This window comes from Pseudoxanthomonas kaohsiungensis, from assembly GCF_010211765.1.
Classification (GTDB): Bacteria; Pseudomonadota; Gammaproteobacteria; order Xanthomonadales; family Xanthomonadaceae; genus Pseudoxanthomonas; species Pseudoxanthomonas kaohsiungensis.
Genome location: NZ_PDWO01000003.1, coordinates 53,677 through 65,924, shown reverse-complemented (window position 1 = coordinate 65,924; position 12,248 = coordinate 53,677). Strand labels below are relative to the sequence as shown.

General features: G+C 72.6%; 11 protein-coding genes, 1 other RNA gene, 1 pseudogene and 1 riboswitch. Of the genes and pseudogenes, 7 read left to right on the top strand and 6 right to left on the bottom strand.

Annotation, left to right across the window (positions count from 1 at the left end):
- Positions 1–44: 44 nt before the first annotated feature.
- Complete coding sequence (locus CSC66_RS04600) at positions 45–671, bottom strand: hypothetical protein (RefSeq protein ID WP_162376219.1); 627 nt, start codon at positions 669–671, stop codon at positions 45–47.
- 164 nt (positions 672–835) lie between these two features.
- Positions 836–1,021, top strand: a riboswitch (FMN riboswitch).
- 155 nt (positions 1,022–1,176) lie between these two features.
- On the opposite strand from CSC66_RS04600, the gene CSC66_RS04595 reads away from it, so the two are divergent.
- From CSC66_RS04595 to thiL, 5 genes are all read left to right on the top strand, one after another.
- Entirely contained in the window at positions 1,177–1,824 is a 648-nt protein-coding gene (locus tag CSC66_RS04595) for a riboflavin synthase (protein ID WP_162376218.1), read from the top strand.
- Entirely contained in the window at positions 1,821–2,915 is a 1,095-nt protein-coding gene (gene ribB, locus CSC66_RS04590; RefSeq protein WP_162376217.1) for a 3,4-dihydroxy-2-butanone-4-phosphate synthase, read from the top strand. The genes CSC66_RS04595 and ribB overlap by 4 nt, the downstream gene beginning before the upstream one ends.
- Positions 2,916–3,133: 218 nt before the next feature.
- A complete protein-coding gene (gene ribH, locus CSC66_RS04585) occupies positions 3,134–3,601 on the top strand; it encodes a 6,7-dimethyl-8-ribityllumazine synthase (RefSeq protein WP_162376216.1) in 468 nt (155 codons plus the stop codon).
- Entirely contained in the window at positions 3,598–4,071 is a 474-nt protein-coding gene (nusB, locus tag CSC66_RS04580; protein WP_162376215.1) for a transcription antitermination factor NusB, read from the top strand. Before ribH ends, nusB begins: the two co-directional genes overlap by 4 nt.
- A 112-nt stretch (positions 4,072–4,183) precedes the next feature.
- Positions 4,184–5,188: a thiamine-phosphate kinase gene (gene thiL, locus CSC66_RS04575; protein WP_162376214.1), complete on the top strand. Its 1,005-nt coding sequence runs from the start codon at positions 4,184–4,186 to the stop codon at positions 5,186–5,188.
- A gap of 229 nt (positions 5,189–5,417) precedes the next feature.
- Here the strand turns inward: thiL and CSC66_RS17575 are convergent, their stop codons facing one another.
- The 5 genes and pseudogenes from CSC66_RS17575 to CSC66_RS04555 all read right to left on the bottom strand — a co-directional run bounded on the left by CSC66_RS17575 (position 5,418) and on the right by CSC66_RS04555 (position 10,389).
- Entirely contained in the window at positions 5,418–5,846 is a 429-nt protein-coding gene (locus CSC66_RS17575) for a beta C-S lyase family protein (protein ID WP_238394298.1), read from the bottom strand.
- Between the two features lie 130 nt (positions 5,847–5,976).
- Positions 5,977–6,477: pseudogene (locus tag CSC66_RS17570) on the bottom strand (aminotransferase class I/II-fold pyridoxal phosphate-dependent enzyme); the annotation flags it as partial.
- Positions 6,478–6,705: 228 nt separating this feature from the next.
- Positions 6,706–8,091 (bottom strand): FAD-binding oxidoreductase, encoded by a 1,386-nt coding sequence (locus tag CSC66_RS04565; protein ID WP_162376213.1) that lies wholly within the window; start codon positions 8,089–8,091, stop codon positions 6,706–6,708.
- Positions 8,092–8,231: 140 nt separating this feature from the next.
- Positions 8,232–8,630 carry a YraN family protein gene (locus CSC66_RS04560; RefSeq protein ID WP_162376212.1) on the bottom strand — a complete coding sequence of 133 codons (399 nt, stop codon included), beginning with the start codon at positions 8,628–8,630 and terminating at the stop codon, positions 8,232–8,234.
- Positions 8,620–10,389: a penicillin-binding protein activator gene (locus CSC66_RS04555; protein ID WP_162376211.1), complete on the bottom strand. Its 1,770-nt coding sequence runs from the start codon at positions 10,387–10,389 to the stop codon at positions 8,620–8,622. The genes CSC66_RS04560 and CSC66_RS04555 overlap by 11 nt, the downstream gene beginning before the upstream one ends.
- Before the next feature lie 73 nt (positions 10,390–10,462).
- Between CSC66_RS04555 and rsmI the strand changes: the two genes are divergently transcribed.
- Together rsmI and rnpB are read left to right on the top strand one after the other, a co-directional pair.
- A complete protein-coding gene (gene rsmI, locus CSC66_RS04550; protein WP_162376210.1) occupies positions 10,463–11,299 on the top strand; it encodes a 16S rRNA (cytidine(1402)-2'-O)-methyltransferase in 837 nt (278 codons plus the stop codon).
- Positions 11,300–11,838: 539 nt separating this feature from the next.
- Positions 11,839–12,191: RNase P RNA component class A (gene rnpB, locus CSC66_RS04545), an RNA gene on the top strand.
- The last annotated feature ends 57 nt before the right edge of the window (positions 12,192–12,248 follow it).

Genomic DNA, 12,248 nt, shown 5'->3' with positions numbered 1-12,248 from the left:
CGGGCCCCGCAGGGCCCGTCGCCGCAATACCGCAAGCGCCCGGCTCAGAAGCTGGCGCGGATGCCCACGTTGAAGCGGGTGGTGTCTTCGATGACTTCCACTTCGCCGACCAGGCCCCAGGCGGGGGTGAAGGCCAGCTGGCCGCCGAGGGTGCCGACGAACGAGCCATCCAGGTCGCTGCCGTCCAGGTAGCCGCCCTTCAGCCACAGCTCGGTGCGCGGCGAAGGCTTGCCGCGCACGCCGGTGGTCACGCGGCCGGCGTTGGTGTGGTCCTTGTAGGTGCCATCGAGGTCCGGGTCGCCGGTACCGGACACCTTCACCTCGCCGTTCACGCGCACCCAGGCCAGGTCGGCGGTGAAGTCGAGGTTGCCGGTCATTTCCTGGTGGTAACCGATGCCGAACTCCGGCTGCGCCAGCTCGTACTTGATCCGCGCGTCGTCGTAGTCGTAGGTGGTGGACACCGTCGCGTACGCGCCGAACAGGTGCACGTTGCGGGCGATCGAGAACGAGCCGCGGAGGTAGCCGCCGTCGCCGTCCGGGTCGCCCAGCCAGTCGTCGTTGATCTCGAATTGGGTCCAGCCGGCTTCGATGTAGTCGTAGCTGATGCCGTCGGCGGCGGACGCGGTGAACGGCAGCGCGCCCAGCAGGGCGGCCAGAAGCAGGTTGCGCATGGTGCTTGAATCTCCGAAGTGAAGTCCCTGTAGCCGCCCGATTGCCGGGAGGCAGGCGATCCCCATGACCGCGCGCACATTTTAACCGTAATTTCACAATTCGGGCGTACCTGGCCCGCGGTGTAGAATGCCGCCGCCGGTTCGCCGGCATGCCAGAAAAAACCAGACGTCTTCAGGGCGGGGTGGAATTCCCCACCGGCGGTAGGCGCGGTCCCGCGAGGGATGCGGCGCGAGCCCGCGAGCGCTCCCGGCCATCGCCGGGAGGTCAGCAGATCCGGTCCGATGCCGGAGCCGACGGTTGCGGCGTGGCCCCTGGCCACGTCCTAGAGTCCGGATGAAAGAAGACACCGTCGCCCGGCCCGTGCGGGGCGGCGCGTGCGCGTCCCTGGGACGTCTTCCCCCTCCAGCGGAAGACGTACATGTACCTCGCCCCCTCTGCCTTCTCCGTCCGCGTGGCCGACCGGCCGCACCGCGCCAGGCCCGTCGTCGCCACGGAGGCCTGCTGATGTTCACCGGAATCATCGAGGGCGTCGGCCGCCTGGCCGCGCGCGAGCCGCGCGGTGGCGACGTCCGCTTCACCTTCGCCACCGGATCGCTGCCTTGGTTGGGCGAGCGTGGGGAAGACGTGCGCCTGGGCGAAAGCATCGCGGTGAACGGCGTCTGCCTGACCGTGGTCGCGTTCGACGCCGGCTCGTTCCAGGCCGACGCGTCCACCGAGACCCTGGTGCTGACCACGCTCGGCACGCTGGCCGAAGGCGCCGCGCTGAACCTGGAACGGGCTATGCGACCGAGCGACCGGCTCGGCGGCCACCTGGTCAGCGGCCATGTCGACGGCATCGGCCGGGTGCTGGCGGTGCATGACGATGCGCGTGCGCAGCGCTGGCGCTTCGCCGCGCCGGCGCCGCTGCTGAAGTACGTCGCGAAGAAGGGCTCGATCTGCGTGGACGGGGTCAGCCTGACCGTCAACGCGGTCGATGGCGAGGGGTTCGAGGTCGCGCTGATCCCGCACACCGTGGCGCACACGCGCTTCGCCGAAACGGCGGTGGGCGATGCGGTGAACCTGGAGATCGACCTGGTTGCGCGCTACGTCGAGCGCCTGCTCGGCGCGCGCGCGGCCGTCGATGCCGTCGGCGGCGAGGGAGCGCAGGCATGAACTTCGCACCCGTTCCCGAGCTGCTGGAAGAGATCCGCGCCGGCCGCATGGTAGTGATCGTCGACGACGAGGACCGCGAGAACGAAGGCGACCTGATCATGGCCGCCGAGCTGGTGCGCCCGGCCGACATCAACTTCATGGTCACCCACGCCCGCGGCCTGGTCTGCCTGTCGCTGACCCGCGAGCGCTGCGCGCAGCTGGGCCTGGCGCCGATGGTGCAGACCAATACCGCGCAGTTCCAGACCAACTTCACCGTCAGCATCGAGGCGGCCGAGGGCGTGACCACCGGCATCTCCGCCTACGACCGGGCGCACACTATCCGCACCGCGGTCCGTCCGGATGCCAGGCCGTCCGACCTGAGCCAGCCCGGCCACATCTTCCCCCTGGCCGCCCAGCCCGGCGGGGTGCTGACCCGCGCCGGCCACACCGAGGCGGCCAGCGACCTGCCGATGCTGGCGGGGCTGGAGCCGGCCGGGGTGCTGGTGGAGGTGATGAACGCCGACGGCAGCATGGCCCGGCGCCCGGAGCTGGAAGTGTTCGCGCGCGAGCACGGCCTGAAGATGGGTTCGATCGCCGACCTGATCGCCTGGCGGCTGGCCACCGAGCACACCGTGGAGCGCATCGACGAGCGCGAGATCGATACCGAGTTCGGTCCGTTCCGGCTGCTGACCTACCGCGACCGCATCGCCCACGAGCTGCACTTCGCCCTGGTCCGCGGCACCCCCGGGCGGGACGTGCCGACCCTGGTGCGGGTGCAGGTGGAAAACCCGCTCAGCGACCTGTTGCACTGGCGCCGCGACGATTTCGGCGTGCACGCCACCGATGCGCTGCGGGCGATCGCCGCCGAAGGGCAGGGGGTCATGGTCGTGCTGTCCGAGCCGCGCAACGCCGAAGCGCTGCTGGCCCGGCTGCGCAAGCAGCCGGAGCTGAAGACCAACACCAAGGACGTCGGCCAGTGGCGTCGCAACGGCGCCGGCGCCCAGATCCTGGCCGACCTGGGCCTGGGCCGGCTGCGGGTGCTGGGCACCCCGCGCAGGCAGGTCGGGCTGGCCGGCTACGGCCTGGAGGTCGTCGAGTACGTCACCCTGTAGAGCGGGGCTCTGCCCCGCTGCTTGCCGGGACGTCGCTCCGTCGGACGTGGGCAGCCGGGCGGAGCCCGGCTCTACGACGTCGCTCCGTCGGACGTGCGCAGCCGGGCAGAGCCCGGCTCTACGCCGGGCTCGCCGGACCTGGCCGCGGGGCAGGGCGCCGCGCTACGGCTGCGCCCGGCTCCGTTAAACTGTCCGACCCCCGAGGAATCCACGTCCCCATGACCCTGTACGAAGGCGACCTGCGTCTGCCGGCCGACGCCCGCTTCGCGATCCTGGCCAGCCGCTGGAACGCACGCATCACCGACGCCCTGGTCGCCGGCGCCCGCCGCTGCCTGGCCGGGAACGGCGTGCCCGACGAGGCGGTGGACGTGGTCCGGCTGCCGGGGGCCTGGGAACTGCCGCTGGCCGCCCAGCGCCTGGCCACCGCTGGTGCCCATCGGGCGCTGATCGTGCTCGGGTGCGTGGTCCGCGGCGACACCCGCCATTACGAACACGTCGCCGACCTCTGCGCGCAGGGCCTGATGCGGGTGGCGCTGGACACCGGCGTGCCGGTGCTCAATGGCGTGCTGGCGGTGGAGAAGTTCGAGGATGCCGAGGCGCGCGCCGGCGGCAGCCACGGCAACAAGGGCGAGGAAGCGGCGCTGGCCGCGCTGGAAATGGTCAACCTGCTGGAGCACCTGCGATGAACCGTCCCTACCGCCCGCGCACGGGTGTCGATCCGGTGCTGCGCGGGCGCGCACGCCGCCGCGCGTTGCAGGCCATCTATGCCTGGCAGATCTCCGGCGGCACGACCCAGCAGGTGATCGCCCAGTTCGCCCACGAGCAGGCGCATGAAGTGGCCGACCTGGAGTACTTCGAGGACCTGGTCCGCGGCGTGCTGGCCGAACGCGCGGGCCTGGACGCGGCGCTGGCGCCGCATCTGGACCGCACGGTCGAGGAGGTCGACGCGATCGAGCGCGCGGTGCTGCGGCTGGCGGCCTACGAGCTGCTGCACCGTCCCGACGTGCCCTATCGCGTGGTCCTCAACGAGGCCATCGAGATCGCCAAGCGCTTCGGTTCCGAACACGGCCATACCTACGTCAACGGCGTGCTGGACCGGGCCAGCGCCGACTGGCGCGCGGTCGAGGTGCAGGCCGGGCGCAACAGCCGCGGCTGAGATTGCCCGCGGCGGCCGCGGTCGTCGCTCCGGGGCGCGCGTTCCGCCCGCCGCCGACGGTGGCAGGGAACGCCCGCCACCCCCGTCCGGTGAATGCGGGCAAGATGGCGCCATGGCCGAATTCGACCTCATCGCACTCATCCGCTCGCGCGCCGCCGCCAGCGCGGGCTCCATGCCCGGAAGCGGCGAAGGCGTCGTCCTGGGCATCGGCGACGATGCCGCGCTGTTGCGCATGCCCGCCGGCCACGAGCTGGTGGTCACCGCCGACACCTTGAACGAGGGCGTGCACTTCCCGGCCGGCACGGCACCGGCCGACATCGGCTGGAAGGCGCTGGCGGTGAACCTGTCCGACCTGGCGTCGATGGGCGCGCGGCCGGCCTGGTGCACGTTGTCGCTGTCGCTTCCACGGGAGGACGCCGGCTGGGTATCGGCCTTCGTCGACGGATTCCAGGAACTGGCCGCGATGCACGGCATCGCGCTGGTGGGTGGCGATACGACCCGGGGGCCGCTGTCGATCGCGGTCACCGCGATGGGTTGGGTGGAATGCGGCGCGGCGCTGCGGCGCGACCGCGCCCGTCCGGGCGATGACGTCTGGGTCAGCGGCACGTTGGGCGACGCGGCGGCTTCGCTGGCGCTCGACGGACATGTGCCGCCGGCCTCCGGCGAGCCGCTGCCGGCGGTCGATCCAGCCATCGCCGCCTGGCTGGGCGACCGCCTGCGGCGGCCTCTGCCTCGGGTTGCCGCGGGCCGTGCGCTGATGGGCCTGGCGCATGCCTGCGTCGACGTGTCCGACGGATTGCTGGCCGACCTGGGTCACGTGTGCGAGCGCAGCGGCGTCGGCGCCGAAGTGTGGCTCGAGCGGCTGCCGGCGTCGGTGGCGCTGCAGCGCGCCTTCGGCGCGCGGCGGACATCGTTCCAGGCCACCGGCGGCGACGATTACGAGCTGTGCTTCACCGCACCGGCCAACCTGCGCGAACCGGTCAGCCTGGCGCTGGAACAGGCCGGCGTCGAGGCCACCCGGATCGGTCGCATCGTGGCCGGCGAAGGCGTGCGTGCGCTGGCGGCCGACGGCACGCAATGGCGCTCGCCGCAGTCCGGATACGTGCATTTCGGCTGACCTGCTCCTTCGCGGCGCCTCCCGCTTGTAGGAGCCGATTTCATCGGCGACCCGACGCGGTCGGCACGCGCGACTCGCACGTATCCCGATGCCCATGTCGCCAATGGGATCGGCTCCCGCCACCGTCGTGGCGGCTTGCCTGCTGGAGCCCATCGAGGGGCGGGCCGGGAGTCTGGAGAAGCCGGGCGTCGCCTGTGCCGGCGGCGTCGGGTCGCCGATCAATCGGCTCCTACAATGCGGCGACGGCGGCCGCCATGCGTTCGACGGCCTCGACCAGCAGCGGCCGCGGCATCGCGAAGTTCAGGCGTACATGGCCTTCGCCGCCATCGCCGCATTCGGCGCCGTCGGTCAGCGCGACCCGGGCGTGCCGGCGGAAGAACAGGTGCGGCGCGCCATCGAGCCGAAGTGCGCGACAGTCCAGCCAGGCCAGGTACGTGCCCTGCGCTTCGATGTATCCGACCTGCGGCAGGTGCTGGCGCAGCAGCCTGCCGAGCAGGTCGCGGTTGCCCTGCAGGTAACCCAGCACCGGTTCCAGCCACGCATCGCCGTCGCGCCAGGCGGCGGTATGGGCCACGACCCCGAGGGTCGAGGTGCTGTTGCCGGCGAAATGGCCCACCTCGCGCCAGCGCTGCAGGTCGTCCGGCCGGGTGAATACCAATTGCGCGCATTTCAGGCCGGCCAGGTTCCAGGCCTTGGAAGGCGGAGACGGCGGTGATCGCCTGCCGCGCGGCATCGGCCGAGACGGTGGCATAGGGCACGTGCCGATGTCCCGGGTAGACCAGCGGCGCGTGGATCTCGTCGGCGAACACCCGCGCGTCGTGGCGCGCGGCGATCGTGTCGATGCGTTGCAGTTCCGCGCGCGCGTAGACCTTGCCGATCGGGTTGTGCGGATTGCACAGCAGCAGCATGCGCGCGCCGGCGGCGAAGGCGGCGTCGAGCGCGGCTTCGTCGAGGCTCCAGTCGCCTTCACCGCGCAGCATCGGCACCTGCACCACCGGATGGCCGAGCAGTGCCAGCAGGGGCAGGAAGGGCATGTAGCACGGGACCGGCACCGCGACCGTCGCGCCGGCCGGCAGGTAATGGCGGCAGGCGACTTCCAGCGCCCCGAGCACGTCGGGAACCGCGCGGATCATGTCGGCCGGCACGTCCCATCCATGGTGCCGCTGCTGCCAGCGTGCGCAGGCTTCGGCCATGGCGCGCAAGGGCGGGGCGGAAAGGTAGCCGACCTGGCCGCGCTCCACCGCCTCGTGCAGCGCATCGCGGATCGGCGGCGCGATGCCGAAGTCCATCTCGGCGACGAAGGCGCCGATGCAGTCCGGGAAGGCGCGCCACTTCAGCCCGCCGCCGGCGCGCAGCTGGTCCAGCGTGATCGCGTCGAATGCCGAGGTGTCCAGCGCCATTCTCCGTCCGTCTGCGCCCTCATTGTAGGAGCCGATCCTTATCGGCGACCCGATGCCCCGTCGGTGCCCGCCTCGTCTCGCTAACCGAGTCGCCCTGTCGCCCATGGGCATGGGCTCCTACAACGGCGGCAGCACCTTGCCGGGGTTGAGGATCCCGTCCGGATCCAGGGCGGCCTTGATCGCCCGCATCGCCGCCAGGGTCGGCGCGTCGAAGGCGCGTTCCATCCAGTCGCGCTTGGCCACGCCGATGCCATGCTCCCCGGACAGGGTGCCGCCCAGCGACAGCACCAGTGCGAACACCCGGGGCAGCGCGGCCTGCGCGCGCGCGGTTTCGGACGCGTCGTCGGGGCGGTACATGATGTTGACGTGCAGGTTGCCATTGCCGGCATGGCCGAACACCACGATCGGCAACGACGCCTCCGCCGACAGCGCCTCGACCCCCGCTACCAGGTCCGGGATGCGGGACACCGGCACCACCACGTCCTCGTTGATCTTGCCCGGCGCGATCGTGCGCAGCGCCGGCGAAAGCGCGCGCCGCGCCGCCCAGAGCCGATCGCGTGCGCTGCCGTCGACGGCCACGTCCAGCGCGACCAGTCCGTCGCCTTCGGCCGCGTCGGCCAGGGCCTGCAGCGCCGGCAACAGGGTGTCGTCGTCGCCATCGGCTTCCACCAGCAGCATCGCGCCGGCGTCGGGCACGTCGCTGCCGTTGCGCCGCAGCAGAGCGATAGCGCTGGCATCCATGAACTCGAGCATCGCCGGCACCTGCGGCTGCGCCATCAGCCGCGCGACCGCCGCCGCTGCGGCCGCTGCATCGCGGTAGAAGGCGCGCAGCCCGGCCTGCGCCTTCGGCCGCGGGGCCAGTTTCAGCGTGGCTTCCACCACCAGCGCCAGCGTGCCTTCGCTGCCGACCAGCAGGTGGGTGAGGTCGTAGCCGGTGGCATCCTTGGTCCACGGACCACCGCAGCGGATGATCTCGCCTTCGCCGGTGACCGCGACCAGGCCGAGCACGTTGTCGCGGGTGGCGCCGTACTTCACCGCCCGCGGGCCGCCGGCGTTGCAGGCGAGGTTGCCGCCGATCGTGCAGCGGTCGGCGCTGGAGGGGTCCGGGGGCCAGAACAGGCCGTGCGGTTGCAGCGCCTGCTGCAGGTCGCCGTTGAGCACGCCCGGTTCGACCACCGCGCAGCGGTCGCCGGGGCGGATCTCGACGATCCGGTCCATGCGCGCGAAGGACACCACCACGCCGCCGGCGAACGGCACCGCCGCGCCGGTCGTGGCGGTGCCCGCACCGCGTGCGACCACCGGCACGCGATGCGCCCGGCAGGCCCGCACGATCGCCGCGACCTGCTCGCGATCGCGCGGCAACGCGACCGCGTCAGGCATCGCCGACAGGCGCGAATCATCCTCGGCGTGCGCGCGGCGCATCTGCTCGCCGGTCAGCCAGCTGTCGGGGCCGAGCAGGGCGGCCAGTGCGGCATCGAGCGGGGCGGGCAGCGTGGAAGCCATGGCGCGATTGTAGGTGGCGCCGGCATGGCCGGGCCACGGCGGCGCATCGTTGTCGGAGCCGATTCATCGGCGACCCGGCGCCGTCGGCCCGGGCGACGGCCTCGCAGGCCCGATGCCGGGTCGCCGATGAAGATGGACACCTACAGGTCGTCGAGCCGGAATGCGTCCTTCAGCCAGCGGATCGCCGGCGCGGCCGGATCGCCTTCCGACTCGACCACATCGAAGCGGCACGGCAGCTGCGCCAGTCGCGGGTGGCTGCCCAGGTACAACTGCGCCGCCCGGACCAGGCGGCGGCGCTTGGCCGCGTCGACCGACGCGAATCCACCGCCGAACGAGCCGCCGCGGCGGTGGCGCACCTCGACGAACACCAGGGTGTCGCCGCTGCGCCCGGGTTCGAGCATCACCAGGTCCAGCTCGCCGCCGCGATAACCGACATTGGCCGCCAGCGTGCGCAGGCCGGCGCCTTCGAGCTCGGCGCGCGCGGCCGCTTCGGCCTGGGCGCCGCGGGCGCGGCGGTCGGTGTCTGACTCAGCGGCCACTGCCGGCCAGCGGCACCGGCACGCCGCCGCTGAAGATCGACCACTGCGGTTGCCGCGCCACGTTGCCGAAGCCGTCCAGGCGCAGCGTCCCGGTGGCGCCGGCCAGTTCGCCGTCGCTGCGCGTCACCAGCCGCTCGAGATAGGCGCTGATCATCCAGGCGTCGTAGCCGAACGCGAACAGGCGCGCCGCGGCGCCGCGTGCGGTCGGCAGCATCTCGGAAACCTGACTGTAAGGCGGAAGCCCGGCCACGCCACGCGCCGGCCAGGCTTCGCCCGGGAACACGATGCCGTCCAGCACCACGTCCTCGCTGGCCTTTCCGGTGCCCGACAGCAGCTGCGAGGCGGCCACCCGGGTCCGCGACGAGAAGCCGGCCGTCGCCAGTTGCGGCGCCAGCGCGCGCGCCTGTGCGCCGCGCACGGCGAGGAACACAGAGTCGGCGCCCGCGACGGCGGCCTGGACCAGCTGCGCCGACACGTCGCCGACATTTCCGCTGGCATCGGGCTCGCCGACGCTCACCACGCCTACGACGCTGCCGCCGCGCTCGCCCAGGCGCGCGCGGAAGGCATCCACCGCGCGGCGGCCGTTGTCGTCGCTGCCGCCGATCACCACCACCTTGCGGTGCTCGCGCGCCAGCAGGTAGTCGGCGGCGGCGATGCCGTCGTCCTCCGGGGCCAGCGAGAAGGCCAGGTGGCCTGGCGGGGGCGCGACGTTGCCGCGGTTCAACGCCAGGCTGGGCACGCGGGCATCGGCCTGGGCGAACACCGCGCCGACTTCGTCGCGGCCCAGTGGACCGACCACGTAATCGTTGCCTTCGGCCACGGCCCTGGCGTAGGCCGCCACCGCGCCGGCCGGCGTGCCCGTGGTGTCATAGAAGGTGACCGGCGGACGCGCCCGGCCCTCGGCGTGGTAGCCGGCGAGCAGGCCGTCGCGGACCGGACCGGACGCGGTCGCCATCGGCCCGGACAACGGCAGCAGGACCGCCAGCTTGCGCGGCGGGCGGTATCCGTCGGCCGCTGCCGGCGCGCGCTGCGAGAAATCCCAGCTCTCGCCGGTGTCGAACGGGCGCGGCAGCGGCAGGCCGCGGCGCACCAGCGCGCGGCCTGCGAAGTTGTACAACGGGTCGCCGGCGGGCAGGGCGGCGGCGCGCGCAGCCAGGGTGGCATCGTCCAGCGAGGACAGCAGGCGCTCGATCTCGCGCCGGTTGCCGTCGCGCGCCTCGCCCTGCAGTCCGGCATCGGCACGCGCACGGGCGCCGGCGGCAGCGGCGATATCGCCACCGGCCTCCAGGCCCTGGCCCTGCGCGAGGTGCCAGCGTGCCTGCAGCGCTGCCGGCAGGACGGCCGGGTCGCTGCCCGCGAGCGCCGCGGTCGCCGCGGCAGGCTGCCTGGCGGCCACCGCCAGTTCGGCCTGCAGCAGGGCGAAGCGGGCGAGGCTGGCGCCACCGGTGCGGCGCACGTCGACCTGGGCGGCCAGGCTGCGCGCCTTCGCGTCGTCGCCGGCCTCGTGCCAGGCAAATGCGGCGTCGGCCAGCAGCGCGTTGCGCGCGTTGCCCCGGGCCGCGGCCGCGAGCGCTTCCAGCCGCTGCGCCGCGTCGCGGGCCTGGCCCTGCTCGAGCTGGGCCAGCGCGGCGGCGTGTTCGGGAGCGGTGGCGGGCGTGGTGGACACGCTGGCGCAGCCGGCGGCGAGCAGCACGGCCAATGCCGGCGCGAGCCAGCGCAGGCGGTGGAGGGGCGGGGCGGGCGATGCGGGGTTCGGCATGTCCATCCGTCGGGCCGGGCCTGTGGGGATTAGGGCTTAGGATTCTACCTTCCACGTGCTGCCTGGACCTGTGATGCCCGCCGCCACCCTGCATGTCGTCGCCACGCCCATCGGCAACCTCGGCGACCTGTCGCCGCGCGCCCAGCAGGTCCTGCGGGAGGTCGCCGCGGTCTGTGCCGAGGACACCCGGCGCAGCGGCCAGTTGCTGGCGCACTTCGGCATCGGCACGCCGTTGCTAGCCCTGCACGAACACAACGAGCAGCAGCTGGCCGAGCGCCTGGTCGCGCGCCTGCTGGGCGGGGAGGCGCTGGCCCTGGTCAGCGATGCCGGGACCCCGCTGGTCAGCGACCCGGGTTATCGCCTGGTTCGCGCCGCGCGCGCGGCCGGGGTGAAGGTCAGCCCGGTGCCGGGGCCGTCGGCGCTGGTCGCGGCGCTGAGCGTGGCCGGCCTGCCGAGCGACCGCTTCACCTTCGAGGGCTTCCTGCCGGCGAAGGCGTCGGCCCGGCGCGAACGGCTGGCGGCGCTGGCCGGCGAACCGCGCACGCTGGTGTTCTACGAGTCTTCGCACCGGATCGAGGAGTCGCTGGCGGACCTGCGTGCCGCGTTCGGCGATGACCGGCCGGCGGTGCTGGCGCGGGAGCTCACCAAGCTGTTCGAGACGGTGCTCGACGGCACCCTGGCGGACCTGCATGCGCGGGTGGCGGCCGATGCCGACCAGCGCAAGGGCGAGTTCGTCCTGGTCGTGCAGGGCGTGGGCGAGGACGCCGACGCGAAGCTGGTCGAAGGCCGCCGCGTCCACGCGATCCTGGCCAGGCAGCTGCCGCCGTCGACCGCTGCCAAGCTCGCGGCCGAGATCACCGGCGCGCCGCGCAAGGCGCTCTATGGTGCGGGTGCCGGCGCGGACGACTGAGACGCTGGCGGTCGCGCTTCACGGCCAACCGCACTGCAACCAGAACCGCAATCACAAGCGCGACGGCGATGCGTGGTTCGCCCCGGAGGGAGTCGTGGCGAGCGAGGGGAATTGCGGCCGCCGCGACGGCACATCCCTGTGCCGACTCGCCGGCGTGGCCATCCATGGCCACTCCCGCAATCCCCCTCGGCCCGCCACGTCTTCGGGAGCTTCCAGGTCGCGGCTCCGATCGTGTCGCTTCATGCCGCGGCGCGACCCTGGTTCCCGGAGTGGAGAGAAGCTGCGCCCTTGACGCCTCCCGAGGACGCCATGCCCTGGGGGTGGGGCGCAAGTGGCACATGGATGTGCCACGACCCGAGTAAAGACAGGATGTCGTCCCGAGGGATGCGCCCCACCCCCAGGGCATGGCGGCCCCCCGAAGGCCCGATGCTCCGCTTTCCCTGAGCGACGCTGACGATGGGTCGGGGCGACTCCCGGTCCTGCATCCCCGCAGTCGGATTCTGGGGTATTCATCGCCGAAGCCGTAGAATGCCCAAGGCGGAGTCGGCCAGACAGTCGCGTCACTTCTTCGGGAGTGCCGAGGAAAGTCCGGGCTCCACAGGGCACGGTGCCAGGTAACGCCTGGGCGGCGCGAGCCGACGGAAAGTGCAACAGAAAGATACCGCCGAACGGTTCTCCGGAATGCGTGGCAAGGGTGAAATGGTGCGGTAAGAGCGCACCGCGAGCCTGGCAACAGGCCGGCACGGCAAACCCCACCGGGAGCAAGGCCAAATAGGGACCCCATGACGTCGCCCGCGTCGGGTCCGGGTAGGCTGCTCGAGCGTAACGGTGACGTTGCGCCTAGAGGAATGACTGTCCACGACAGAACCCGGCTTACCGGCCGGCTCCGCCACCTCTGTTCGCGCTCCGCCCGCCCGGGCGGAGCGCCGCGGCCGCGCCACACGGCGCA

Excerpts from the sequence above, each read along its gene's own strand:
- CSC66_RS04595 (WP_162376218.1), top strand. The coding sequence starts at position 1,177 with ATGTTCACCGGAATCATCGAGGGCGTCGGCCGCCTGGCCGCGCGCGAG.
- ribB (WP_162376217.1), top strand. The coding sequence starts at position 1,821 with ATGAACTTCGCACCCGTTCCCGAGCTGCTGGAAGAGATCCGCGCCGGC.
- CSC66_RS04555 (WP_162376211.1), bottom strand. The coding sequence starts at position 10,389 with ATGCCGAACCCCGCATCGCCCGCCCCGCCCCTCCACCGCCTGCGCTGG.
- CSC66_RS04600 (WP_162376219.1), bottom strand. The coding sequence starts at position 671 with ATGCGCAACCTGCTTCTGGCCGCCCTGCTGGGCGCGCTGCCGTTCACC.
- CSC66_RS04565 (WP_162376213.1), bottom strand. The coding sequence starts at position 8,091 with ATGGCTTCCACGCTGCCCGCCCCGCTCGATGCCGCACTGGCCGCCCTG.
- rsmI (WP_162376210.1), top strand. The coding sequence starts at position 10,463 with ATGCCCGCCGCCACCCTGCATGTCGTCGCCACGCCCATCGGCAACCTC.
- thiL (WP_162376214.1), top strand. The coding sequence starts at position 4,184 with ATGGCCGAATTCGACCTCATCGCACTCATCCGCTCGCGCGCCGCCGCC.
- ribH (WP_162376216.1), top strand. The coding sequence starts at position 3,134 with ATGACCCTGTACGAAGGCGACCTGCGTCTGCCGGCCGACGCCCGCTTC.
- nusB (WP_162376215.1), top strand. The coding sequence starts at position 3,598 with ATGAACCGTCCCTACCGCCCGCGCACGGGTGTCGATCCGGTGCTGCGC.